Source organism: Fulvivirga maritima (assembly GCF_021389955.1).
In the GTDB taxonomy this organism is placed as follows: domain Bacteria; phylum Bacteroidota; class Bacteroidia; order Cytophagales; family Cyclobacteriaceae; genus Fulvivirga; species Fulvivirga maritima.
On the sequence record NZ_CP089980.1, the window covers coordinates 2942573 to 2967815 of the forward strand.

Genomic DNA, 25243 nt, shown 5'->3' on the forward strand with positions numbered 1-25243 from the left:
TTTTTCATTATCCTATTACACCGGATCCTATTAGTTCTTCATCTTCATACCAGACTACAAACTGCCCTGGAGCAATGGCTTTCTGAGGGGTGTCAAAGATGACATATAGCCCATCTTCACGCATATATAAAGTGCCTTTTTCTAAGTTCTGACGATACCTTATTCTGACGTCAAAATCTTTGCTTTCTCCAACTGCTAACTGAAGGTCTGGTCTCACCCAGTGTACATCTTCAGTGGCTACTTTTAGTCCTTTTCTGTAGAGCCCCGGATGGTCTTCACCTTGTCCGGTATAAATCACGTTCTCTTCAGTATCTGTTTCTATAATGAACAAAGGTTTAGGCGTACCTCCAATGTTCAATCCCTTTCTTTGGCCAATAGTGTAGTAATGCGCTCCATTATGTTCTCCCACTACTTTCCCGTCATCTTTATTGTAAGTGAAGCTTGTAGATAGCTTAGTAAGCGTATCTGTTTCAGCTCCATTTAGTGGTATGTTTACCGGGTTGGAGGCATAATTATTAGCTTCAGCATCTATTTCAACTACTACGCCTTTTTTAGGCTCCAGTTTCTGTTGTAAAAACTCAGGTAGCCTTACCTTACCTATAAAGCAAAGTCCTTGACTATCTTTCTTATCAGCAGTAACCAAATCCTGTTCTTTAGCGATCCTTCTTACTTCTGGCTTTTCTAGTTCCCCTATTGGGAATAAAGATTGAGCCAGTTGCTCCTGCGTTAGTTGGCACAAGAAATAACTTTGGTCTTTATTTTTATCCTTTCCTGCCAGAAGTTGGTAGCTGGTATTGCCATTAGCATCAGTTACTTCACCTTTTCTGCAATAGTGCCCTGTGGCTATAAAATCAGCCTTCAAACGCTTAGCAGCCTTAAGAAAAATATCGAATTTTATTTCACGATTACATAACACATCAGGGTTAGGCGTTCTGCCTTTCTGATATTCATCAAACATATAATCAACTATACGCTCTTTATATTCCTTACTCAAGTCGATAGCCTGAAAGGGGATACCTAGCTTTTGAGCTACAATCATAGCATCATTACTGTCTTCTAACCATGGGCATTCATTGCTAATGGTTACAGTGTCATCATGCCAGTTTTTCATGAACATCCCGATCACTTCATAGCCTTGCTCTTTTAACAGATATGCGGCTACGCTACTATCTACACCACCGGACATTCCTACTACTACTCTTTTCATAATACAAAATTAGGAGATTTTTAACTAGTATGTTTACTAACGGGATATGTTTGATTGGGATTAGCATTTTGATGAAATCTTTAAAGAAAGTTTAATGAAGAAATGGGGTCTTGGTTTTGGATATATTCTCCCCACTTCCTTCCACTATCTCGAAAAATGGATTTTTTCTCCCACTTTCTCCCACGGTTTATTTTTCCTATCAAAATGCCCTTAAATGCATTTTTTGTTATTTTATCAACTTATTTAGCTGATTAAGGCTGCTTTTAAATAACCAGTAATAACACTCATATTACCCCTTTGTTACTTCATTGTAACTTCGATGTAAGAAAATGTAAAAATGTGGTGGAAAGTGGAGAAATGTGGTGGAATATGTCAAATATTTTTTTATGTTTGTTTATTAGAATTCAAGCATACCGTCCACAATGGCATTTTTCACTAGTGAATATGAGTGCAAGATCGATGCTAAGGGTAGACTGGTTTTACCAGCAAAGATCAAAGCTAACTTACCAGAAACTTCTGGTAATGAGTTAGTTGTGCGTCGTGGATTTGAGCCTTGCTTGATTCTTTACCCCATGGTAGAGTTTAAAAAAATCTACTCAAAAATCGCTGGGTTGAATGAGTTTAATGAGGAGTATAGAAAGCTACAGCGAAACTTCTTCAGGGGTAGTTCTGTAGTTGAGCTTGATAATACTGGGAGGTTTCTCATACCTAAGTTGATGCTGAGTTATGCAGGGTTGAAAAAGGATGCTGTGGTGGTAGGTATGGGTAATAAAGTGGAGATATGGGATCCTGAGAGGTATGAAGAGCACCTGATAAGTGATCCTGCTGAGTTCTCGAAACTAGCCCAAAAATATTTGGATGATTAAATAACGAAAGGCAATTGTGCTTTTGGTTACAATTTGTGAATAAATGAGCTATCATGATCCGGTAATGTTGGCGGAGTGTATAGATGCACTCAATATTAAGCCCAACGGGGTTTATGTGGATTTGACCTTTGGTGGTGGTGGACATACCAAGGCTATACTGGCCAAGCTAGATGGAGGACGTCTGTTTAGTTTTGATCAGGATCAGGATGCTAAGGCTAATGCTGATGCTATCAGTAATGAGTCTTTCACCTTTATAGAAGGAAACTTCAGGCATTTGAGAAGGTATTTGAAAATGCATGGAGTGAAATCTGTAGATGGTATTTTGGCTGATTTAGGTATCTCTTCTCATCAGATAGATGCTGCGGAAAGAGGGTTTTCTACTCGCTTTGATGCGGAGCTGGATATGAGAATGGATCAGTCGGCTAGTAAGAGTGCCAGAGATGTGCTGAATACTTATAGCCAGGATGAACTGCATAAGATATTTGGTATGTACGGCGAAGTAAAGAATGCTAAAACACTGGCTGCGGCTATAGTGGCCAGACGTACTAATACTGAAATTACTACAGTAAATGAGCTGAAGGAGATTTTAAGTAAGTATACCAAGCGTGGCAAGGAAAATAGGTATTATGCCCAGGTTTTTCAGGCTATACGCATTGAGGTGAATGAGGAGCTCAAGGCGCTGGAAGAAGCTCTTGAGCAAAGTGCGGAAATGCTTTCGGAAGATGGTAGGCTCGTAGTGATGTCATATCATTCGCTGGAAGACAGGTTGGTAAAAAACTTTATCGCTAAGGGCAAAATGTCTGGTGAGGTAGAGAAGGATTTTTATGGGAACGTACTCAGGCCATTGGAGCCTGTAAACAGAAAGCCTATTGTGGCTGATGATAGTGAGATAGAAAGAAATAATAGAGCGCGTAGTGCGAAATTGAGAATAGGAAGGAAAATATAGTTATGGCAACGAATACCTATAGAATAAAGAACGGAGACAGTAGTGATACTGGCAGGGGAAGTATTTTCGCCAGACTGGAGAAATGGGTACGTATAGATACGGCTTTTGAGCATGGCTTACCGGTAAAGTATTTACCACATGTGCTGTTTGTAACGGCCATTGGTATATTCTACATCGGCAACAGCCACTATGCGGAAAAGAATGTTAGAAAAATAGATAGATTAAAAACAGAGGTAGAGGATTTAAGAGCGGATTATACCACGCTCAAAGCAGATTATATGTTTGCGAGTAAACAGTCTGAAGTAGCTAAAAATGTAAAAAAGCTAGGATTGAAAGAGAGTTTGCAACCACCTGAAAAAATAGTGATCGAGGATAAGTGAATATAAAGAAATCCATATTATTAAGAGTTAGGGTGGCGTTCCTTTTGGTAACGCTTTTTGCTATTGCGATAGTAGTGAAAACTGGTGTAATTCAGTTTGCGCAAGGTGAGAAGTGGAAGGAAATGGCTGAGCAGATTAATGTGAAGTATAAGAAGGTAAAGGCTACTCGAGGTAATATTTACTCTGATAATGGTAGCTTACTTGCTACTTCATTGCCTTTTTATAAGCTTGCTTTTGATGCTACCATTGCTTCTGATGATGTTTTTAACCAGGGAGTAGATTCTCTGGCTTTAATGCTTTCTAAATTTTTCAAAGATGAATCTAAACAGACCTATAAGCGTAGGCTGAAAAATGCCAGATCTAACGGTCGACAGTACCTGAGGCTTAACCGTAAAATGGTTGGTTATCAGGATAAAAAGAAGATGTCTGAGTGGCCCATTTTTAGAGAAGGACAATTGAGAGGTGGGGTGATCTTTGAAAAAGTGGATAAGAGATTTCATCCATTTGCTAACCTCAGCAAAAGGACTATTGGTTTTGTGAATGAAAACAAGAGAGGAGCGGGTTTAGAGTATAGTTTTAATGAGCAGCTGGCTGGTAAAGATGGTGAAGCTTTATATCAAAAGCTTGCAGGAGGTGGTGAAAAACCACTTTTTGATAGTAATGATATAAAAACAGAAAACGGATATGATATAGAAACTACTTTAGATATTAATCTTCAGGATGTTACTGAAACGGCTTTGCTGAAGGCACTTGAACATCATGAAGCTGACTATGGAGTGGTAGTGGTCATGGAGGTGAAAACCGGTGAAATAAAAGCCATATCTAACTTAAGCAGAAGTAGTAAAGGGTATTATTATGAAAGATATAATTACGCAGTAGGTGGCCTAAGAGAGCCTGGCTCAACTTTTAAACTGGCTACTATGATAGCCCTGCTGGAGGACACTAATATCAGTTTAAACGACAGTGTAAATACTGGTGATGGAATACTGAAGTTTTATGATAATACCGTGCGAGATCATGAGCATGGTGGTTATGGAACTATTACCGTGCAGCAAGCTTTTGAAAAGTCTTCTAACGTGGCTATGGCTAAGTTGGTAGATAAATATTTCGGGCTTAACCCAGAAAGGTATTTGCAGTATATCGATAACCTGGGCTTATCTCAACCATTGGGTTTACAGATAAAAGGAGAAGGTATACCTAAAATAAAAAGGCCAACAGATAAAGGATGGAGTGGTATCACTCTCCCTTGGATGGCGTATGGATATGGTTTGGAGCTTACACCTATTCAATCATTGGCTGTGTATAATGCTGTGGCTAATGATGGTAAGTTAATCAAGCCAATTATGGTGAAAAGTATTAGAAGAGCTGATAAGGTTTTAGAAGAATATAATACGGTAGTGCTTAATAATGAGATCTGCTCAAAAGAGACTTTGAGTAAGCTTAAAATTATGCTTGAAGGTGTGGTGGAAAGAGGTACAGCTCAAAATATTAGGAATAGCTATTATAAAATAGCAGGCAAAACAGGTACTGCTCAGATCTTAGAAAACGGAAGATATACCAGGAAGTACATCACTTCCTTTGCTGGTTACTTCCCTGCAGATGATCCTAAGTACAGTGCCATAGTGGTGATTAAAAACCCTAAAGGCTGGAAGCAGTACGGAAGTAGTGTGGCTGCTCCGGTATTTAAAGAAATAGCTGATAATATCTATTCCAGAGATATAGATATGCACAAGGCTATGCCGAAAGAGTTTATTGCAGAGAAAGATGTCTTTCCTGTGATAAAATCAGGAAACTATGAGGAGTTAAGTCTGATCTGTAATCAGTTAGGAATTTCTAACCATAGAGGTAGCAGTCAGGAAGATTGGGTAACTACAGCGTTGAAGGGAAATTCAATCTCATGGAAGGATAATCAGGTGAGCTCTAAGTTTGTGCCTGACGTAAAAGGAATGACTTTGAGAGATGCCATTTACTTACTAGAAAGTTGTGGCCTCAGAGTAAATATAAAAGGTAAAGGTAGAGTGGTGAAACAATCACAATACCCGGGAAGCAAAGCATTGAAAGGAAGTACAGTAACTATTGAATTGAGTTAATGCCCATATTAAAAGACATATTATATAAAGTATCCTTAGCATCTACCTCCGGTGACATGAGCCGTGAAGTAAATGATATTGCTTTTGATTCCAGAAAAGTGAAGGAAGGTACTTTGTTCGTGGCAGTGAGAGGAACGCAGTCTGATGGGCATGATTACATAGGATCTTCAATAGCTAAAGGAGCTAAAGTAATTGTTTGTGAAACCATGCCGGAGGCTATTGGCAGTGACGTTACTTATGTGGCGGTGAAAGACAGTGGCCGGGCCTTGGGTTTAATGGCTTCTAACTTTTATGGAGAGCCTTCCACTAAGCTAAAGCTGGTAGGAGTAACAGGTACAAATGGGAAAACCACAGTGGCTACATTACTTTTTAACCTGTTTAGCAAAATGGGTTATCATGTAGGGTTGCTCTCTACAGTAAATAATAGAATAGGAGAAGAGGTGATCCCGGCTTCTCATACTACGCCAGATCCTTTGAGCCTTAATGAGCTCTTAGCTAAAATGGTGGATGAAGGATGCGAATACGCTTTCATGGAAGTGAGTTCACATGCTATACATCAGGAGCGTATTGCCGGGCAGCTGTTTGCGGGTGCTATTTTTACTAATATCACTCATGATCATCTGGATTATCATAAAACCTTTAATGCTTATATAGCTGCCAAGAAAAAGTTGTTTGATGATTTACCTGCTTCGGCTTTTGCTTTGGTAAATGTAGATGATAAACGAGGCCGAATAATGTTGCAAAACACAAAGGCATCTAAAAATACATTTGCGCTTAAAAGTGTAGCTGAGTTTAAAGGAAAGATTATAGCTAACACTATTCAGGGCTTGGAAATGGACATTAATAATAAGAGTGTTTGGTTCAGGCTCATAGGAGATTTTAATGCTTATAATCTATTGGCAGTATATGCTACTTCTATTCTTTTAGAGCAGGATGCTGATGATGTGCTTACTCAGCTGTCATTATTAGAAGGAGCGCCAGGAAGGTTCGAGCAGGTGATATCTGCGGCTAAAATTACCGCTATAGTAGATTATGCGCATACGCCTGATGCACTGCAGAATGTGCTGGAAACTATCAGTAATTTCCGCACGGGTAATGAGCAGGTAATAACCGTGGTAGGCTGTGGTGGAAACAGAGATAAAACAAAAAGGCCTTTAATGGCATCCATCGCTTGTAAATGGAGTGATAAGGTGATCCTTACCTCTGATAATCCCAGAGACGAAGATCCATTAGAGATCATAAAAGAGATGCAGGAAGGAGTAAGTCCTGTAGACTATAAAAAGACAATAGTGATGACCGATAGAGAAGAGGCAATTAAAACCTCTTGTATGATGGCCGGAGAGAATGATATAATACTTGTGGCTGGTAAAGGGCATGAGACTTATCAGGAAATAAAGGGCGTAAAACATCCTTTTGATGATAAGGAAGTATTGGGTAGAATGTTAAACTTATTTGCGAACTGAGATAGATGCTATACTATATTTTTGACTATCTGGAGAAACATTTTGATTTGATTGGAGCGAGTGTATTTCAATACATATCGTTTCGAGCAGGTATGGCTGCGCTTATCTCTTTGTTAATAACCATTACGTTCGGGAAACAGCTTATCAACTACCTGAGAAGAAAGCAGGTGGGTGAAACCGTAAGAGACCTTGGTCTTGAAGGGCAGATGGAAAAGAAGGGGACGCCAACTATGGGCGGAATTATCATTTTAAGTGGTATTCTGGTACCGGTGCTTCTTTTTGCCAAGCTAGATAATGTGTATGTAATCTTATTAATTGTAACTACTATCTGGTTAGGGGTTATTGGTTTTCTTGATGATTATATCAAAGTATTCAGAAAGAATAAGGATGGTCTTGCTGGTAAGTTTAAAATAGTAGGGCAGATAGGTATAGGCCTTATTGTAGGCGTTACTCTTTATTTTAATGATGATGTGGTAATTAGAGAATACTCTGATACTCGTGTAGTGGAGAATAATGAAATAGTGAGAGAGTATGAAGATGTAAAGTCTACCAAAACCACCGTACCATTTTTTAAGAATAATGAGCTTGATTACGATAATGTATTCTCGTTTTTAGGCCATGATTATACTTGGTTGATTTATGTACTGATAGTGATTTTTATAATTACTGCGGTATCTAATGGGGCCAATATTACTGATGGAATTGATGGGCTCGCGGCGGGGACATCCGCCATTATTGGGCTCACACTGGCCATCTTTGCCTATTTATCGGGCAGGGTGGATTTTAGTGATTATCTCAATATCCTGCATATTCCTAACCTGGGAGAAGTGGTGATTTTTTGTACTGCTTTTGTAGGAGCCTGTTTGGGCTTTTTGTGGTATAATTCATACCCGGCTCAGGTGTTTATGGGCGACACAGGTAGTCTTTCATTAGGAGGAATCATTGCAGTAATAGCATTGGTAGTAAGAAAGGAATTGATGATTCCTTTGTTATGCGGCGTATTTCTGATAGAGAATCTGTCAGTGATACTACAGGTGTCTTATTTTAAGTACACCAGAAAGAAATATGGAGAAGGTAGAAGGATATTTTTAATGTCACCACTACATCACCATTACCAAAAGAAAAATTTACATGAAGCGAAAATAGTTACTCGTTTTTGGATAGTAGGAATACTATTGGCCATTATAAGCTTGGCCACCCTTAAGCTGAGATAGCGTTTTCGTAAAGGCTAGTGATGTTGGAATTATAAGAATGTGCAAAATTTAAATTCTTGATAATGATAACAGTAGCGGACATTTATTTAAAGATATTTTCATTGATGATGGAAATGATGAAAAAAGTCACAAAACCTGTAAGGAAGCGCTTTTTCATGGTTTTTACATCAATAAGAGAGATGGAACAGTTACAAATTGAATGGTAAAAAGTAAGGTAACCATATTAGGAGCGGGAGAGAGCGGTACAGGCGCAGCGCTTTTGGCTAAAGCCAAAGGCTATGATGTGTTTGTATCTGATGCCGGCACTATCAAAGACAGCTATAAAGCAGAGCTGGTAGCCGCAGCTATTGTCTTTGAAGAAGGTACGCATACTCAGGAAGAAATTCTGAGCTCTTCTCTTATTATTAAAAGCCCCGGTATACCTGAAAAAGCAGAAATCATTCAAAAGAGTAAAGAGAAGCAAATAGACATTATTGATGAAATAGAGTTTGCTTCTAGTTTTACTCAAGCGGCCATTATTGCTATTACGGGCACTAATGGTAAGACTACAACTACTTTGCTTACCTACCACTTGCTCAAAGAAGCAGGGCTTAGCGTAGGCTTGGCAGGTAACGTAGGGCACAGCCTGGCCAAACAGGTAATAGAAGATAAGTTCGATTACTATGTAGTTGAAATGAGCAGCTTTCAGCTAGATGGAACGAAAGCTTTTAAGCCATTTATTGGAGTGCTTTTAAATATCACTCCTGATCATTTGGATAGATATAATTACCAGTTATCTAATTATGTCGAGTCTAAGTTCGGCTTAATTAAGAATATGGATAAGGCTGATCACTTCATCTATTATAAGGATGATGAATTGGTGACTGCTGGTCTTGCAGAGAGAGGTTTTAGCGGAATTAAGCATGAAGTGTCTCTAAGTAGCAAGGCTGAAAATTATTTGTCAGGATCAGAAATGAATTTTGATAATGACATAGTTATTAGTCAGGATGAGACTGCTTTAAGAGGGCCTCATAACGCTATCAATATGATGTCAGCCATTCGGGCGGCTATGATAGTGGGTGTTGGAGAACAAGTCATTCGAGAAGGATTAAAAAGCTTTAAGAATGCGCCTCACAGGCTGGAATATGTAACCACTATCAATGAAGTGGATTTCATAAATGATTCTAAGGCTACCAATGTTGATTCTGTGAAATATGCTTTAGATAGCTTTAGTGAGCAGTTGATATGGATAGCCGGTGGAATAGACAAAGGAAATGATTATGACCTGATCATGGAGCGGGTAAATGCTAAAGTGAAAGCTTTGATATGCCTGGGTAAAGACAATGCTAAGCTTAGAAGTACTTTTCATGATCAGATAATAGATCTACTGGAAACAGATAATATAAAAGATGCAGTTCGTTCTGCATTGCAGTATGCGAAGGCGCATGATGTGGTATTACTTTCACCTGCATGTGCCAGTTTCGACCTTTTTAATAGTTATATAGATCGTGGAGATCAGTTTAAAAAGGCTGTATTAGAATTGAAAGAAGAATTTGAAAGTAAGAAAATTGAGCAATGACTAAGATCAAGGCATGGGTAGATGAGCATTTGAAGGGAGATCCTGTGATCTGGGCTGTGGTGTTTGCACTATCGCTGATCAGTATTCTGGTAGTGTATAGTGCTACGGGTACACTGGCTTTTAAGCACATGAAAAACCCTGAAAGCTATTTGCTGAAGCATACTGTCCTGATTGGGGTGGGGCTTTTTGCTATGTGGCTGGCTCATAGAGTAGATTATAGATATTATTCCAGAATATCACGCCTGGCGCTATGGGTGAGTGTACCGCTATTGTTATATACATTCACTAATGGAGTAAGCCTTAATGATGCATCTCGTTGGATTAGTGTGCCTATTATTCATGCTACTTTTCAGCCGTCTGATTTAGCCAGTTTGGCGTTAATAACCAGTTTGGCCAGCATGCTTTCTAAAAGACAGCAGAATATAGCCGATTTTAAAGAGTCATTAATTCCAATACTGATATGGTGTGGTGTTATCTGTGGTTTAATAGCATTGACCAACCTGTCATCAGCTATTTTATTATTCCTAACCTGTATGCTTATCATGTTTATAGGTAGGGTGCCAGTAAAGTATTTGGCTATGTTGGTTTTTGTGGGAGCACTTGCAGGGGTAGTTGCTTTGAAGTTTGGGGTGAGAGGAGAAACTGCAAAAAGCCGTATAGAGAGTTTTTTAAATGAAGATAAACTGCCTTTTCAGGCTATGCAGGCTCGTCTGGCAGTGGCTACTGGCGGTGTGGCGGGCAAAGGTCCTGGTCAAAGTCAGCAAAGAAATATATTGCCTCACCCATATTCAGATTTTGTTTATGCAATAATCATAGAAGAGTATGGTATGATAGGAGGTGTAGTAGTATTGGTGCTTTATCTGGTGCTACTCTCCAGGGGGATGAAGGCCGTGGTAAATAGTGAGCGTGCTTACGGAGGGCTGTTGTCAGCCGGGCTTAGCTTCTCACTGGTATTACAGGCGCTGGTGAATATGGGAGTAGTAGTAGGCTTGGGGCCTGTTACAGGTTTGCCATTGCCCATGGTAAGTATGGGAGGAACATCTCTATTATTTACAGGTTTATCACTAGGTATAATATTGAGTGTAAGCCGAGGAGAGACTGATACCAGCTGGAAAGAAAGTTCAGGAATAATGAAAAATGTAGCGAGAGCAGCATAAATAGATTGAGTAATAACAAAACATATCGATTCATTATAAGTGGTGGTGGCACCGGAGGTCATATTTATCCTGCTATTGCGGTAGCTAATGAAATAAAGCATCGTTATGCTGATGCTGAAATTTTGTTTGTAGGTGCTGAGGGTAAAATGGAAATGACTAAAGTGCCAGAGGCTGGCTATGAAATAAAAGGCCTGTGGATAAGCGGACTTCAAAGAAGGTTAACTGTAGATAATCTGCTTTTTCCTGTTAAGCTGATCTCAAGCTACATGAAGGCGAAGAAGCTGGTGAAACAGTTTAAGCCTGATGCCGTGATTGGTTTTGGTGGCTATGCTAGTGGACCCACTATGTTAGCGGCTACAGCTAAGGGAATACCTGCTATGGTGCAGGAGCAGAATTCACATGCGGGCATCACTAATAAAAGGCTGGGAAATAAGGCAAAAAAAGTATGTGTGGCATATGATAATATGGATAAATATTTCCCGAAAGGAAAGATAGTTTTTACTGGGAATCCTGTAAGAGGAGATATTTTAAAGGTAAATGAGAGAAGAGATGCCGCATTAAAGCATTTCAATTTTTCATCAACTAAAAAAACTATTCTGGTTCTTGGTGGAAGCCTGGGAGCCCGAACAATAAATAATAGCATTATAGATCAGTTGCAAAAGGTAGTGGATGCTGATGTGCAGCTGATTTGGCAAACAGGTAAGTTCTATTATACCGAAATGAAAGCAAAGGCAGAAGGCTTTGATCTCAGTAATATCAGGGTAATGGAGTTTATAAAAGAAATGGATTTGGCGTATGCCGCAGCAAATTTAATTCTGTCCAGAGCAGGAGCATTGTCTATTTCTGAGTTATGCCTGGTAGGTAAGCCTGTGGTTTTGATTCCTTCTCCTAACGTAGCAGAAGATCATCAAACAAAAAATGCTATGGCTTTAGTGCAAAAAGAAGCGGCTATTATGATTAAAGATAGCGAGGCTAAGGAGAATTTGATTCCGGAAGCGCTGAAGCTTTTAAATGATAATGAAAGACAGATAGCATTAGGAGCTAACATTAAGAAAATGGGAAGGCCTAATGCAGCAAATGATATAGTAAACGAACTAATAAGTATTCTGAATTGAAGTTGGATAGCTACCATAGTGTATATTTTATAGGAGTAGGAGGCATAGGTATGAGTGCTTTGGCCAGATGGTTCGCCCATAATGGTTACAAAGTGAGCGGCTATGATCGTACACCTACAGCCCTTACCCAAAAGCTGGAAGAAGAGGGAGTGGCTATTCACTATGAAGATAAGGTAGAGAATATTCCTGCTGAGATTATAGAGAATAAGGAAAAGAGCCTGGTGATTTACACTCCGGCTATTCCTGCTTCGCATAAGGAGTATAACCATCTGAAAGATCATGGTTATGAGATTAAGAAGAGATCGGCAGTGCTGGGACTTATTAGTGAGCAGTTTTTTACAGTGGCAGTAGCAGGTACGCATGGTAAAACTACCACGTCTTCTATGGTGTCACATATTTTGAAATCGGCAGGGAAGGATATTACAGTGTTTTTAGGAGGAATAGCTACTAACTATAATTCTAACTTCATTGCTAATAATACTGATAAAGCCGTGGCAGTGGTAGAGGCAGATGAGTTTGACAGGTCATTTTTGACTTTGTCTCCTGATTTGGCGGTGGTAACATCGGCAGACGCTGATCACCTGGATATTTATGGCGATAAGGACAAGCTGCAAAATTCATTTAAAGACTTTATACATAAGTTAAGACATAATGGTAAGCTCTATATCAATGATAAAATTGCTAAGGAGCTTGTAGATGACTCTTTCGAAGGAATAGTCAATACCTATGGAATGAACCGGGGCCAGTTTTTCGCTAGTAATGTTACCATGAATAATGGCTTTTTTCAATTTGATTATCAGGATGCGCAGAGTAAGATAGAACGATTAATGCTAGGCGTCCCCGGTTTTCATAATGTGGAGAATGTAACTGCTGCTATAGCTATTGGGCTAGAGCTGGGCTTAAGTGAAGAGGATATTCGCAAAGGGGTGGAGTCTTACCGAGGTGTGAAAAGAAGGTTTGAATACGTGCTTAGGTCAGAGCAAATTGTTTTTGTAGATGATTACGCACATCATCCTGTAGAGATTACGGCCTTTTTAAGTTCATTAAAAGCGTTGTATCCTGATCGTAAGGTAACGGCTATTTTTCAGCCACATTTGTTTACCAGAACCAGGGACTTTGCTGTTGAATTTTCAGAAAGTCTGAGCTTGGCAGATGAGGTGATCTTATTAGATATTTATCCGGCCAGAGAAGAGCCTATCGAAGGGGTTTCTTCAGAGCTTTTGTTAGAGAATATTACTATTGATAAAAAAGAGTTGTGTACTAAAGAGCAGCTCATAAATAATTTAGAAGAAAAGGAATTAGAAGTAGTGGCTACCATCGGAGCAGGAGATATAGATAAGCTAGTGGAGCCGATTAAAGAGATGTTAAAAGGCAGGTATCATGTTTAGAAAGTACAAGATGAAAATCGGGGCTAAGTTGCTGATAGCAGGTGTAGTGCTGATATCTGTTATTGGCTTTACTGATAGCCGGCAAAGCGGAGAAGTGTGTAAAGATGTAGTGATTAGAATTTCTAATCAGCATGAAAACTATTATGTAGATGAGTCCGATGTACTGGCACTTATGACAGATAATGGTAATCAGGCAGTGAAGGGAACCAGCTTTAAGGAGCTAAATCTGAAAGATATAGAGCAGAAGGTGGAGATGGACAAGTTCATTAAAGAGGCAGAGATTTATAAAGACCTGAAAGGTAATCTTTTGGTTAAGGTAGAGTTGCGTCGGCCATTGGCTCGTGTTATTCAGACTCAGGGCCCTGATGCTTATATAGCTGAAGATGGAGCGGTATTGCCAGTCTCTACCAAGTATACTTCAAGAGTTACGCTTATTAGCGGTAGTTACAGTCAGGAGCTGGTAAAGCAAGACCTTACCACTACTGAAGAAGGCAAGAAGATTTATGATTTAATAAAGTATATCAATAAAGACAAGTTCTGGAAGGCACAAGTAGCTCAGATTGATATAGATGAAAATTTAAATGTGCTTTTATATCCTCAGGTTACAAAGCAGTATGTAGAGTTTGGTAAGCCTGAAGATTTGGAAAGAAAGTTTAAAAAGTTAAAAATATTCTATGATCGTATTTTACCTCAAAAAGGGTGGAATACTTATTCTAGGGTAAACCTGGAGTATGAAGGGCAGATAATAGCGGAATAGAGATCATAAGAGATTAAAAAATATAAAGAAAACAACCACTTAAAAATAAATTTACAACCATGGAAAATGATAAAATCGTAGTAGGGCTCGATATCGGCACCACCAAGATTTGCGCCATAGTAGGAAGGAAGAATGAGTACGGCAAACTGGAAGTTCTTGGTATGGGTAAGGCCGAGTCAGATGGAGTGATCAGAGGCATAGTTACTAACATTGACAAAACGGTAAACGCTATAGAAAAGGCCGTTCGTGAAGCAGAAGATCAATCAGGTATTGATATTAGAGTAGTAAATGTAGGTATCGCTGGTCAGCATATAAGGAGCTCTATACATCATGGAAGTATCACCCGTAATACCAAAGATGATGAGATTACCATTGAGGATATCAATCGCCTCAATAATGATATGTATAGGATAGTAATTCCTCCTGGCAGTGAAATTATACATGTTATGCCACAGGATTATACTGTAGACTATGAAGATGGTATAAAAGATCCTGTAGGTATGTCTGGAGTGAAGCTGGAAGCTGATTTCCATATTATTACTGCTCAGACTAATGCTATCAACAATATTAATAAATGTGTAAAAAGAGCAGGCCTTGAGATCGAGCATCTGATTTTAGAACCATTAGCATCTAGTATGGCTGTGCTAAGTGACGAAGAAAAAGAAGCAGGTATTTGCCTTATTGATATAGGTGGTGGTACTACCGATATCGCTATTTTCCATGATAATATTATTCGTCATACAGCAGTGATACCGTTTGGAGGTAACATTATTACTTCAGATATCAAACAGGGCTGTATGGTTATGCAGCACCAGGCTGAGATATTGAAGACCAAGTTTGGTAAAGCTATTGCTGAAGAGGCGAGTCCTAATGAAATTGTTTCTATTCCTGGTATCAGAAATCGTGCGCCTAAGGAAATCTCCGTGAAGAACCTGGCACACATTATTGAAGCAAGAATGGAAGAGATTGTAGAGCTGGCTCATACCGAGATTATTACTTCTGGGTTTGAGAACAGATTAGCCGGTGGCATTGTGATCACTGGTGGTGGTGGGCAGCTCAGCTGTCTCAAGCAACTGGTAGAGTATATGACTGGCATGGATGCCCGTATAGGTTATCCTAACGAACATCTTGGCAGAAGCAAGGTGGACATAGTGAAGAGTCCTATGTATGCTACTTCTGTTGGGTTGGTGCTGTCTGGTTTTAGAGCGCTTGATGAGCGAGAAAACAGATACAACGAGGTGAAGGTATCCGGACGCCCGGAGTACAACAGAAGAAAAAAGCTGGAAGCGGAGACTTCTTCAGCAAAATTTTAAATAAAACTAAAGGCCTTTTGATCGACGATTTGGATAATAAAAATGATTATTAAGAAGGTCAAAAATTTGCAACCACTAAACAAAAAATACTATGTCTGAAAACGCATATAAATTTGATATACCCAAACATCACAAGTCCATCATAAAGGTGATTGGAGTTGGTGGCGGAGGTAGTAACGCTGTTAACCACATGTTTAGTCAGGGCATTAAAGATGTTGAATTTGTAGTGTGTAACACAGATTCTCAAGCTCTGAAAACCAGCTCTGTTCCTGGTAAAATACAGATAGGGGTAAATCTTACTGAAGGATTAGGTGCCGGAGCCAACCCTGAAGTAGGTAAAAATGCCGCTCTTGAGAGTAAAGAAGATATTAGAGACCTGTTAGGTAATGATACCAAAATGGTATTTATCACTGCAGGTATGGGAGGAGGAACCGGTACTGGAGCTGCTCCTGTAATAGCTAAAATTGCTAAAGAAATGGATATCCTTACTGTGGGTATCGTTACGGCACCATTTGGCTTTGAAGGAAAGAAAAAAGCTAACCAGGCTGAAGCAGGGATCAACTCTTTGAAAGAGAGCTGTGATACTGTGCTGGTTATTCTTAATGATAAATTGAGAGAAATTTATGGAAATCTCTCTATCGGTAGTGCTTTTGCACAAGCTGATAATGTGTTAACCACCGCTGCTAAGGGTATTGCAGAAATCATTACTGTAGCAGGATATGTTAACGTTGACTTTCAAGATGTGCGCACTGTAATGCATAATGCAGGTGCTGCCGTAATGGGATCAGCAGAAACTAAAGGTGAAAACAGAGCTAAAAAAGCAGCCGAAGAGGCATTAGCTTCACCATTATTGGATAATAAAGATATTCTGGGAGCGCAGAAAATATTGCTTTCTATTATTTCTGGTGAGCAGGCTGAGCTTCAAATGGATGAGCTTACTGAAATTACAGAGTACATCCAGGAGCAAGCTGGTGACGATGCTGAGGTGATATTCGGTCATGGTGTTGATCCTGATTTAGGTGATAGCATCAGAGTGACTGTAATTGCAACGGGGTTCGACCATGATCAGGCTTACTTGCCGCAGAACAGAGAAAGAAAGCAGCAGGAAGACGTGCAGACTCGTAAAGTGTATGATTTAGATGCTAATAAGCAAATCAACATGTTCGAGAATGATAACTCTGTGAATCATAACTCTGGAGAGATTACTAAGCGTAATGTAAATAAAGGGAATGATGCTTCTTCATCATCTTCTCACGATAATCAATTTTCAGAGCCTAACAGAAGCTACTCTTTTACCAGCCCTGTAAACTCTGACTTTAATGATGATGATGGAGACGATGGCTTGTTTTCTGATTTAGAAGATGAGTTTGAGTTTATGCAGGAAGGCGATGGTACTGATCAGCTTATCAATGATGATGGCATGATGGATATCAATAAGAGTACTAAAGAGGTAATGCGTAAAAAAGCTCAGGAAAGAGTAGACCGACTTAAAGGGCTTAATAGAAATGAGATGAATGCTGATGAATTCAAAGAAAAGCTTGATGTGCCGGCTTATCTGAGAAAAGACATCAGACTGCAAAATGTGCCTCATTCATCTGAGCCGCATGTGTCTAAATATAACCTGAATGACGACAATCAGATTTTAGGTAATAACAGATTTTTACATGACAATGTAGATTAAAAAAACTGATTGACATATACAGCAAGCCGGCTTGCTTCCAATTTTGTAGTGGTTGTTGGTTGTAAATTTTTAGGTCGGCGCTGTAGTGTCAACTTTTTAAGCTAAATCTTCCGGGTGAGCCCGGGAGATTTCTTATCCTAATGAACAGTAGGGTAAGCATTGGCAAAAAAATAAGGCCGTTTCTAATTAGAAACGGCCTTATTTTATCCCGGATTATTCATTAGAATAATCAAAAGGAGGACTAGTAGACGATATGTTCAAGAATATTCCCTCCATCCAGGGTCTTCTTTTGGAGGGTAATGAGATTTTTAAAACCTTTTTATTAGCATGGTTTGCTGTCCAGGCTCCTAATGCAAAGCAATAGGATCTGAGGGTTGACAGGGTTGCTTTTCGATGATGGTTCAACGCAAAATGCCTGAATAAACTCATCAAATTGTAAGCCACCATGATAAAGCGGAAAGAGGCTTCTGTTGCCCAAAAATCTTGTAAACAAAAATTTTCAAGCCCAAAATCTTGTTTCAATTCCTTAATTCTGTTCTCACAATCAGCGCGGGTGTTGTACATGTTCCAAATCTGATCCAGAGGTAAATCCATATTGGTCACATAGCAACTATACCGATAGCCAGGCTCATCTTCAAAAAGCTCCTTGCCTCCTGCATTTGGCCTGATGTCAACTTGCTTTTTTACAATAATATATCGTCTTGGCTTACCGTTTTTATGACTGAAAACCATCTCGTTCAGCTCTATTCCCTTTGCCAGTCTGACCCAATCTTTAAGTCCCCAAACTTCGCTTTTTACATTGGGGTACATGCGTACAGCCATAATGTAATTGATGAGTTCTTCATCTAGATATGACATGATTTCTTCGTTGTAAAAACCACTATCGGCCCTTACCAGACCTACTTTTTGTCCTGCCAAGGCGTGCTTAAAGGTTTCTTCCATGAACTCCCTGCAACTACTACTGGCCGCTGTGTTGCCTGGCCTGAGCCATGCATTGGCCACCATTCTGGTTTGACTCACAAAGGCCATCAAAGGATGATGTGAATTTCTCCCTCTTTTGTTGGGGTTATAACCTTTACTACTCCCTTGTTGATCTCCATATCGAGTGATCACAGTACTATCAAAATCAATGGTGAGTGCTCCTAAATGGAGCTGGTCAAAGAACCATTGTTGAAGCTCTGGAAATACTTCGTTGTTTAGGGATTGAGAGAATTTTCCAAAAAAACGACTGTAGGTACTTTGGCTAGGCATACCATCCCATCCAAAAATTGACTGTAAAACAGTATCATATCTCAACCAGTCACAATGGATGTATCTACTAGCCCCTGTCCAGATACTCAGCCAAAAACTCTCTACGATTTGCTTGGGGTCATATCCTCGGTTAGAACCAGGAGATGGAAGTGCCAGTTCGGCTAATTTTTCTCGTATCCCTACCTGATCGATAAATCGTTTCATTAAACTCATCCCTCCAAAGGGTGTCACTGGCTTGGAGGAATATTCAATGGGTAAAGACCCTATATTTTGAGTAACCATTCTGGTGATTTTTATACCTCATCAAAATCGATCTTTTTACACAATTATCGAAGGATTTTCTAAACTTTTAGTTTTCTAATGCATAATCAGGGTTTATATAATCTATTCTGTTTTAAGAAAGTAAATCGAGTCCCATTTTTTCAGCCACCTCATTAAGATCAGCCACCACTTTTGGGTTGAGAGGAATGCCATCAGTTTTTCTTATGGCTTCAGCTTCTCGCTCAGGATCACCGGGGATAAGTACTTTTTTACCCTCTACAGGTTTAGTTTCTCTGAATCTTCCTATCCAGTTATCCATGTGGTGTTTAAATTCTTCAGCAGGTCTGAATGCATCTATACGCATGGCTCCCAGAAAATGCCCCAGCCCTTCTCCTACAGGGTCTTTGGCTAAAGGTAAAAAGCTTACGAAGGGAGGGGCCCATGGTCCATAATTCGCTCCGGAAAATACTGCGGAGAAAATATCTACAATAGAACCCAGCGCATAACCTTTGTGGCTGCCATGCTCTCTGTCACTACCCAGAGGTAGTAATGCTCCATCATCTTTAAGTCCAAATGCGTTAGTAGAGTCATTGCCATCTTTATCTTGTATCCAGCCTACAGGAGCATCTTTTTCCTGCCTTTGTAAAATCTCCAGTTTACCATTAGCAGCTGTAGTGGTAGCCATATCAGCTACAAACATAGGTTGCTTGTCCGTTGGTATGGCTACGGCTATAGGGTTGGTTCCCAGCATGCGCTCGGTAGCAAAAGTAGGAGCTACTAACGGGCTGGCATTGGTCATGGCCATGCCTACCATATCTTTCTCTGCAGCTAACATGGCGTGGTAGCCAGCTATGCCAAAGTGATTGGAATTTTTTACACTTACCCAGCCTGTGCCTACCTGCTCAGCCTTTTGCATGGCTATTTCCATGGCTTTGATGGCTACTATAAGGCCCAAGCCTTTGTCTCCGTCTATTACCGCGGTGCTTGGTGTTTCATGAACTATCGTTACCTCTGGCGTGGGGTTAATTCTTCCCGCTTCCCAAAGCCTCACATAACCCGTTAAGCGGGCTACTCCATGTGAATCTATACCGCGTAGGTCGGCTTTAAGTAATACGTCTGTGGCTTTTTCTGCATCTTCAGGGCTGCATCCCATTTTCAGAAATACAGCCTGTGTGAATTCTCTTAATTTGCTCTCAGAATATATGTTATCCTCCATAGTCAGCAAATTTAAGGGATATAATCAAAGTATTGAGTGAACAGCAGGTTAAAAAAGCTTAAGATAACTCATGAAGTGCGCCCTCCTTAAGTGAGTAAGTAGAAACTTTCAGTTTGGTGAAATGGCTCTTTTTTAATAACCAATTAATGGCGCAAGAAGCTACCACTATCATATCTACGCGCATTTCTATCATGCCTGGTATTTCCATGCGTTCATCACGGTTTTTAAAGAGCAATTCTTCGTGAATGTTATAGTAGGCCTGTAAAGTCAAAGGAAGCTCACTGGAGCTTTCAGAAAAGGCAATGTTTTTACTTCGGCAATAGATCTCGCTAAGTGTGTCAAAAGTGCCTGATGAACCTACTAAAATACTTGGCTTGTGAGTGTTAATCGCTTCCAGCAATGGAGCAAGTTGCTCATCAAGATAAGCTTCCATGCCACTAATTTCTTCTTCAGTGATCGGGTCGTTTTTATGAAATTGATCTAAAAGCCTTTGAGCTCCTACTTCAAAGCTTCTCTTCCAAAGTATCTCTTTTTCGGTACCAATGATAAATTCAATGCTGCCACCTCCAATATCCATGATCAGGCAAGGATCGCTACCGAGTTTTACAGCTGCTTTAACACCAGAAAATATAAGTGAAGCCTCTTCATCTCCTAAAATAATTTTTATGTCAATGCCTGTTACTTCTTTGATTTGCTGTTTTACATCTTCACCATTCTTAGCATTTCTAAATGCACTGGTGGCAAAAGCATGCACATCAGTTACCTCATGTTTTTCAATGGTTTCAGCAAAGCTCTTAAGTACTTTAGTGGCGCGCAGCACGGCATCTTCCAGAATCATACCATTGCTAATCCCTCCTTTGCCTATTCTTACCGGAGTCTTTATGGAATATAAAATATTAAAAGATCCGTTATTTATCTCCGCTATAAGAAGGTGAAAAGTGTTAGTTCCGCAATCAATGATGGCTACTTTGTTCATATATCATAAAAATTTGCTCGAAGTTAAGTAAACTCTTTTGGCTGTAGCCCTTTTAGCATGGGAAAATGTATTCTAAGCAAGTTTATCCATCTCAATTTCTTTATATTTGATATAGACTAACTCATGAAAAATGGACGATAACAAATCAAAAAAGCCTGTTTACACGCTGCCAACCAATAAGGAAAAATATGCCTTGCTTAAGGAGAAGGAAAAGGAATCTCTCTTAGGTGGAGGCGAAGAAAGAATTCAGACTCAGCATGATAAAGGAAAGCTCACAGCCAGGGAAAGGGTTCACCTGCTGTTAGATGAAGGCTCTTTTGAAGAGATTGGCCAGTTTGTGATGCATCGCTGTAAAGACTTTGGTTTGGATAAACAGTACTACCCTGGTGATGGTGTTATTACCGGCTATGGTACGGTCAATGACCGATTAGTATATGTGTTTTCTCAGGATTTTACCGTCTTTGGTGGCTCCCTTTCAGAAACTCATGCCGAAAAGATTGTGAAAATTATGGATCTGGCTATGCAGAATGGCGCGCCTTTAATAGGTTTAAATGATTCAGGTGGAGCCAGAATTCAGGAAGGAGTAGTCTCACTAGGAGGTTATGCTGATATTTTTTATAGAAATACGCTGGCCTCAGGGGTTATACCTCAGATTTCAGCTATTATGGGGCCATGCGCAGGTGGTGCAGTATATTCACCAGCCATAACTGATTTCATTTTTATGGTAGAAAATACTTCCTACATGTTTGTTACCGGGCCTAATGTGGTAAAGACAGTTACGCAAGAGAATGTTACTGCTGAGGAGCTGGGAGGCGCCAGTGCTCATAGTACAAAAAGTGGTGTAACCCATTTTTCCTGTGCTAATGAAGCGGTTTGCATTAATGATATAAAGAAGTTGTTATCATACGTGCCTCAAAACTGTGAGGAAGATGCGCCTATTTATCCTTATGAAGTGAAGGAAGACGAAACAGTGGCTAAGCTTAATGATATCATCCCTGATAATCCTAATCAGCCTTATGATATGAAGGAAGTGATTAATAGCATAGTGGATCCTGATAGCTTTTTGGAGGTGCATAAGAATTTCGCAGAAAATATAGTGGTAGGCATGGCCTTAATAGGCGGGAGAAGTGTCGGAGTTATAGGTAATCAGCCGGCGTCATTAGCTGGCGTGTTGGATATAGATGCCAGTACTAAGGGAGCTCGTTTTGTGAGATTCTGCGATTGTTTCAATATACCCTTGTTGGTGCTGGAAGATGTTCCTGGTTTTTTGCCTGGCACAGATCAGGAGTGGAATGGCATTATTACTAATGGAGCCAAGCTTTTATTCGCTTTTAGCGAAGCCACTGTACCTAGAATCACCGTTATCACCAGAAAGGCCTATGGTGGTGCATATGATGTAATGAACTCTAAACATATTGGAGCTGATATGAACTATGCCTGGCCAATGGCAGAAATTGCGGTTATGGGAGCTAAAGGTGCCGCCGAGATTATATTTAGAAGAGAAATAGCTACAGCGGAAGATCCGGAAGCCAAGCTGCAGGAAAAGATAGATGAATATACTGGTAAGTTTGCTAATCCTTATCGTGCGGCTCACCGCGGATATATTGATGAGGTGATCTTGCCCGCTGATACCAGATCTAAACTCATTAAAGCCTTTAAAATGTTAGAAAATAAAGTGGCTACGTTACCCAGGAAAAAACACGGTAATATACCTTTGTAAATGAAGAAAGTAGCTATAATTACCGGAGCTAGTGAAGGAATAGGACGTGCCTGTGCCTTGGCATTACACCCTGAATATGAGCTAGCACTTATGGCCAGGTCTGAAAAAGTAATGGTTCTGGCAGAAGAGCTGGGAGCATTAGGAGTACAGGGATCAGTGACTGAAAAAAATGATATCAAAAAACTGGTTAACCTTACCATGGGCAAATTTGGGAGAATTGATGCGGTGGTAAATAATACCGGACATCCCGCCAGCGGCCCATTGCTGGAAATATCAGAAGAAGAGTGGCATCATGGACTAAATCTGGTTTTGTTAAATGTCGCAAAAATAGCAGCTTTGGTTACGCCCATCATGAAGAGGCAGGGATCAGGAGCTTTTGTGAATATATCAACATTTGCTGCCACTGAGCCATCAGCAGAATTTCCAGTTTCTTCAGTTTTAAGGGCAGGATTAGCTAATTATGCTAAACTTTATGCTGATGAATTTGCTGTTAATAATATAAGAATGAATAACGTATTGCCTGGTTATATTAACAGCTTTAAAGCTGCCGATGAAATAGTAAATAAAATACCATTAAAACGGCAAGGGCAGATAGAAGAAGTTGCTCAAACAGTAAAGTTTTTACTTTCAGACGCTGCTGCTTATATCACCGGGCAAAATATAAAAGTAGATGGAGGCCTTACAAGGTCTGTTATATAAATAAAACAAAGAATGGATAAGAAGAGTAAATCATTTTTAGAGAAGTATTTAAATAATGCTTCACCTACTGGTTTTGAATCATCAGGTCAGGAATTATGGTTAGAATACATTAAACCTTATATCGATGAGTACTTTACAGATACTTATGGTTCTGTAGTGGGGGTAATTAATCCCTCAGCTAAATATAAGGTAGTGATAGAAGCGCATGCAGACGAAATTTCATGGTTTGTTAATTATATTAATGAAGAAGGATATATCTATGTGCAGAGAAATGGAGGTTCAGATCATCAGATTGCACCTTCCAAAAGGGTAAATATCCACACTGATAATGGCATAGTAAAAGGTATTTTTGGTTGGCCTGCCATACATGTTAGAAATAGAGAAAACGAGGAAAAACCTACTTTGAAAAATATTATAGTTGATATTGGCTGTAATAGTAAAGAAGAGGTAGAAAAGCTCGGAGTTCATGTAGGTAGCGTTATGACTTTTGATGATGAACTGATGGAGCTGGGTAATGACTTTTTGGTGGGCAGAGCGCTAGATAACCGCATGGGTGGTTACATGATAGCTGAAGTGGCCAGAAGGCTTAAAGAAGATGGAAAAGAGCTTCCTTTTGGTTTGTACATTGTTAACGCGGTGCAAGAAGAGGTAGGCTTACGAGGTGCACAAATGATAGCTGAAAGAATAAAACCTAACTTAGCTATTGTTACGGATGTTTGTCATGAAACTACATCTCCACTATATGATCGTATAAAAAGTGGTTTACAAAAGGCTGGAGAAGGTCCGGTGTTAACTTATGGGCCAGCTGTGCATAATAATGTGTTAAAGTTAATTATTGATACAGCGGAGAAAAATGAGATTCCTTTCCAAAGGGCAGCTGCATCTCGAGCTACTGGTACAGATACGGATGCTTTCGCTTATTCTAACGAAGGAGTAGCCTCTGCATTAATATCACTGCCGTTAAAATATATGCACACTACAGTGGAAACAGTTCATAAAAATGATGTAGAAAATGTAATCCAACTCATATACCAATTTCTATTAAATATTGAAGATGGTCATGATTTTAGATACATAAAATAAAAAATATTACGTCCCAATTAGAGAAGAAAAATCTCTAATTGGGATTATTTCAAAATTCCCCTCCTATAAAAAGTCCGTTTATTAGTAGTTAGAAGCGTTTTCATGATTGGCATTGGCTTTGGTTACTTGGTTAGAGTCCAACTAGTAAAGAATTATGAAAGTATTGAAATCTACAACTTTGTTGACAGCATTTATGCTGGTAGCGTTCTTCGGAACAACTCGTGCACAAGGACGGCCAATTCATGAGATCCACTCGATGATGATCTATAACTTCATCAAGTACATCCAATGGCCAAGTTCAGATCAGTCTCAAAATTTTGTTATTGCTGTAATTGGTGATGATGAGGTGTACAACACGTTGAATACGTGGTATGGTGGTAAATTACGTGGAAACAAGAAATTCGTCGTAAAGAAATTTAATAGCCCTTCAGAAATATCATCTTGTCATATCTTATATGTTGCAAAAGGAAGCAGCAAAGACTTTGACGAAATTAAAGGGAAATTGGCAAATAGCTCTACTCTTATCATCACAGATAAGCCAGGCTTAGGTCAAAAAGGTAGCGGAATTAACTTTAGAACTGTAAATAACAAATTGGCTTTCGAATTGAACCAAAAAGTTATGGAGCAGTCTCAACTAAAAGTGTCAGGTCAGTTGTCAAGCATGGCAATCCTGATATAGCAAATCAAGAATAATCATTTTTTAAACTTACGGTATCAGTAGCCTTATGCTCAATATATCATTGTATTAGTGCTATGTAACATTGCAAAAGGAACTTTGCAGGTGTAAAAAAAATGCGATTGATATAACTAGGTGGACTAATTGAGCTTATTAAAGCTAAAGGTGGTAAAGGTTGAAAAGCTTTTACCACCGTGATACCACATTTTTTTAACGAGTCCACCAG

General features: G+C 39.5%; 21 protein-coding genes. 17 read left to right on the forward strand and 4 right to left on the reverse strand.

The window, feature by feature from the left end; genetic code table 11:
- Window positions 1–7 precede the first annotated feature (7 nt).
- A complete protein-coding gene (mnmA, locus tag LVD15_RS12610) occupies window positions 8–1207 on the reverse strand; it encodes a tRNA 2-thiouridine(34) synthase MnmA (RefSeq protein ID WP_233780676.1) in 1200 nt (399 codons plus the stop codon).
- Between the two features lie 422 nt (window positions 1208–1629).
- Between mnmA and mraZ the strand changes: the two genes are divergently transcribed.
- The 13 genes from mraZ to ftsZ all read left to right on the forward strand — a co-directional run bounded on the left by mraZ (window position 1630) and on the right by ftsZ (window position 17135).
- A complete protein-coding gene (gene mraZ / locus LVD15_RS12615) occupies window positions 1630–2073 on the forward strand; it encodes a division/cell wall cluster transcriptional repressor MraZ (RefSeq protein WP_233780677.1) in 444 nt (147 codons plus the stop codon).
- 43 nt (window positions 2074–2116) lie between these two features.
- Window positions 2117–3019 (forward strand): 16S rRNA (cytosine(1402)-N(4))-methyltransferase RsmH, encoded by a 903-nt coding sequence (rsmH, locus tag LVD15_RS12620; protein WP_233780678.1) that lies wholly within the window; start codon window positions 2117–2119, stop codon window positions 3017–3019.
- Window positions 3020–3021: 2 nt separating this feature from the next.
- On the forward strand, window positions 3022–3399 hold the full coding sequence (locus LVD15_RS12625; protein ID WP_233780679.1) for an FtsL-like putative cell division protein: 378 nt from the start codon (window positions 3022–3024) through the stop codon (window positions 3397–3399).
- Complete coding sequence (locus LVD15_RS12630; protein WP_233780680.1) at window positions 3396–5489, forward strand: PASTA domain-containing penicillin-binding protein; 2094 nt, start codon at window positions 3396–3398, stop codon at window positions 5487–5489. Before LVD15_RS12625 ends, LVD15_RS12630 begins: the two co-directional genes overlap by 4 nt.
- Window positions 5489–6952, forward strand: coding sequence for a UDP-N-acetylmuramoyl-L-alanyl-D-glutamate--2,6-diaminopimelate ligase (locus LVD15_RS12635; RefSeq protein ID WP_233780681.1), 1464 nt, complete (start codon window positions 5489–5491; stop codon window positions 6950–6952). The genes LVD15_RS12630 and LVD15_RS12635 overlap by 1 nt, the downstream gene beginning before the upstream one ends.
- A gap of 5 nt (window positions 6953–6957) precedes the next feature.
- Window positions 6958–8166 carry a phospho-N-acetylmuramoyl-pentapeptide-transferase gene (gene mraY / locus LVD15_RS12640; RefSeq protein WP_233780682.1) on the forward strand — a complete coding sequence of 403 codons (1209 nt, stop codon included), beginning with the start codon at window positions 6958–6960 and terminating at the stop codon, window positions 8164–8166.
- 199 nt (window positions 8167–8365) lie between these two features.
- Window positions 8366–9724, forward strand: a complete 1359-nt coding sequence (gene murD, locus LVD15_RS12645; RefSeq protein ID WP_233780683.1) for a UDP-N-acetylmuramoyl-L-alanine--D-glutamate ligase — start codon at window positions 8366–8368, stop codon at window positions 9722–9724.
- Window positions 9721–10881: an FtsW/RodA/SpoVE family cell cycle protein gene (locus LVD15_RS12650; RefSeq protein ID WP_233780684.1), complete on the forward strand. Its 1161-nt coding sequence runs from the start codon at window positions 9721–9723 to the stop codon at window positions 10879–10881. The genes murD and LVD15_RS12650 overlap by 4 nt, the downstream gene beginning before the upstream one ends.
- 5 nt (window positions 10882–10886) lie before the next feature.
- The gene (murG, locus tag LVD15_RS12655; protein ID WP_233780685.1) at window positions 10887–11996 is read left to right on the forward strand and encodes an undecaprenyldiphospho-muramoylpentapeptide beta-N-acetylglucosaminyltransferase; all 1110 of its coding nucleotides are present in this window, start codon (window positions 10887–10889) and stop codon (window positions 11994–11996) included.
- A complete protein-coding gene (gene murC / locus LVD15_RS12660) occupies window positions 11993–13384 on the forward strand; it encodes a UDP-N-acetylmuramate--L-alanine ligase (protein WP_233780686.1) in 1392 nt (463 codons plus the stop codon). The genes murG and murC overlap by 4 nt, the downstream gene beginning before the upstream one ends.
- Window positions 13377–14141 (forward strand): cell division protein FtsQ/DivIB, encoded by a 765-nt coding sequence (locus LVD15_RS12665; RefSeq protein WP_233780687.1) that lies wholly within the window; start codon window positions 13377–13379, stop codon window positions 14139–14141. The genes murC and LVD15_RS12665 overlap by 8 nt, the downstream gene beginning before the upstream one ends.
- Before the next feature lie 59 nt (window positions 14142–14200).
- On the forward strand, window positions 14201–15454 hold the full coding sequence (gene ftsA / locus LVD15_RS12670; protein WP_233780688.1) for a cell division protein FtsA: 1254 nt from the start codon (window positions 14201–14203) through the stop codon (window positions 15452–15454).
- A 91-nt stretch (window positions 15455–15545) separates the two neighbouring features.
- The gene (gene ftsZ / locus LVD15_RS12675) at window positions 15546–17135 is read left to right on the forward strand and encodes a cell division protein FtsZ (RefSeq protein ID WP_233780689.1); all 1590 of its coding nucleotides are present in this window, start codon (window positions 15546–15548) and stop codon (window positions 17133–17135) included.
- A gap of 213 nt (window positions 17136–17348) precedes the next feature.
- Here the strand turns inward: ftsZ and LVD15_RS12680 are convergent, their stop codons facing one another.
- From LVD15_RS12680 to LVD15_RS12690, 3 genes are all read right to left on the reverse strand, one after another.
- Complete coding sequence (locus LVD15_RS12680) at window positions 17349–18668, reverse strand: IS1380 family transposase (protein ID WP_233780690.1); 1320 nt, start codon at window positions 18666–18668, stop codon at window positions 17349–17351.
- A gap of 112 nt (window positions 18669–18780) precedes the next feature.
- Window positions 18781–19863: an Ldh family oxidoreductase gene (locus LVD15_RS12685; RefSeq protein WP_233780691.1), complete on the reverse strand. Its 1083-nt coding sequence runs from the start codon at window positions 19861–19863 to the stop codon at window positions 18781–18783.
- Between the two features lie 58 nt (window positions 19864–19921).
- On the reverse strand, window positions 19922–20839 hold the full coding sequence (locus LVD15_RS12690; RefSeq protein WP_233780692.1) for a Ppx/GppA phosphatase family protein: 918 nt from the start codon (window positions 20837–20839) through the stop codon (window positions 19922–19924).
- 130 nt (window positions 20840–20969) lie between these two features.
- Between LVD15_RS12690 and LVD15_RS12695 the strand changes: the two genes are divergently transcribed.
- The 4 genes from LVD15_RS12695 to LVD15_RS12710 all read left to right on the forward strand — a co-directional run bounded on the left by LVD15_RS12695 (window position 20970) and on the right by LVD15_RS12710 (window position 25020).
- Window positions 20970–22559, forward strand: coding sequence for an acyl-CoA carboxylase subunit beta (locus LVD15_RS12695; protein WP_233780693.1), 1590 nt, complete (start codon window positions 20970–20972; stop codon window positions 22557–22559).
- A complete protein-coding gene (locus tag LVD15_RS12700; protein WP_233780694.1) occupies window positions 22560–23258 on the forward strand; it encodes an SDR family oxidoreductase in 699 nt (232 codons plus the stop codon).
- Between the two features lie 12 nt (window positions 23259–23270).
- Window positions 23271–24341, forward strand: coding sequence for a M42 family metallopeptidase (locus tag LVD15_RS12705; protein ID WP_233780695.1), 1071 nt, complete (start codon window positions 23271–23273; stop codon window positions 24339–24341).
- A 154-nt stretch (window positions 24342–24495) separates the two neighbouring features.
- A complete protein-coding gene (locus LVD15_RS12710) occupies window positions 24496–25020 on the forward strand; it encodes a YfiR family protein (RefSeq protein WP_233780696.1) in 525 nt (174 codons plus the stop codon).
- Window positions 25021–25243 lie beyond the last annotated feature (223 nt).

Excerpts from the sequence above, each read along its gene's own strand:
- mnmA (WP_233780676.1), bottom strand. The coding sequence starts at position 1,207 with ATGAAAAGAGTAGTAGTAGGAATGTCCGGTGGTGTAGATAGTAGCGTA.
- mraZ (WP_233780677.1), top strand. The coding sequence starts at position 1,630 with ATGGCATTTTTCACTAGTGAATATGAGTGCAAGATCGATGCTAAGGGT.
- rsmH (WP_233780678.1), top strand. The coding sequence starts at position 2,117 with ATGAGCTATCATGATCCGGTAATGTTGGCGGAGTGTATAGATGCACTC.
- LVD15_RS12625 (WP_233780679.1), top strand. The coding sequence starts at position 3,022 with ATGGCAACGAATACCTATAGAATAAAGAACGGAGACAGTAGTGATACT.
- LVD15_RS12635 (WP_233780681.1), top strand. The coding sequence starts at position 5,489 with ATGCCCATATTAAAAGACATATTATATAAAGTATCCTTAGCATCTACC.
- mraY (WP_233780682.1), top strand. The coding sequence starts at position 6,958 with ATGCTATACTATATTTTTGACTATCTGGAGAAACATTTTGATTTGATT.
- murD (WP_233780683.1), top strand. The coding sequence starts at position 8,366 with ATGGTAAAAAGTAAGGTAACCATATTAGGAGCGGGAGAGAGCGGTACA.
- LVD15_RS12650 (WP_233780684.1), top strand. The coding sequence starts at position 9,721 with ATGACTAAGATCAAGGCATGGGTAGATGAGCATTTGAAGGGAGATCCT.
- LVD15_RS12665 (WP_233780687.1), top strand. The coding sequence starts at position 13,377 with ATGTTTAGAAAGTACAAGATGAAAATCGGGGCTAAGTTGCTGATAGCA.
- ftsA (WP_233780688.1), top strand. The coding sequence starts at position 14,201 with ATGGAAAATGATAAAATCGTAGTAGGGCTCGATATCGGCACCACCAAG.
- ftsZ (WP_233780689.1), top strand. The coding sequence starts at position 15,546 with ATGTCTGAAAACGCATATAAATTTGATATACCCAAACATCACAAGTCC.
- LVD15_RS12680 (WP_233780690.1), bottom strand. The coding sequence starts at position 18,668 with ATGGTTACTCAAAATATAGGGTCTTTACCCATTGAATATTCCTCCAAG.
- LVD15_RS12685 (WP_233780691.1), bottom strand. The coding sequence starts at position 19,863 with ATGGAGGATAACATATATTCTGAGAGCAAATTAAGAGAATTCACACAG.
- LVD15_RS12690 (WP_233780692.1), bottom strand. The coding sequence starts at position 20,839 with ATGAACAAAGTAGCCATCATTGATTGCGGAACTAACACTTTTCACCTT.
- LVD15_RS12695 (WP_233780693.1), top strand. The coding sequence starts at position 20,970 with ATGGACGATAACAAATCAAAAAAGCCTGTTTACACGCTGCCAACCAAT.
- LVD15_RS12700 (WP_233780694.1), top strand. The coding sequence starts at position 22,560 with ATGAAGAAAGTAGCTATAATTACCGGAGCTAGTGAAGGAATAGGACGT.
- LVD15_RS12705 (WP_233780695.1), top strand. The coding sequence starts at position 23,271 with ATGGATAAGAAGAGTAAATCATTTTTAGAGAAGTATTTAAATAATGCT.
- LVD15_RS12710 (WP_233780696.1), top strand. The coding sequence starts at position 24,496 with ATGAAAGTATTGAAATCTACAACTTTGTTGACAGCATTTATGCTGGTA.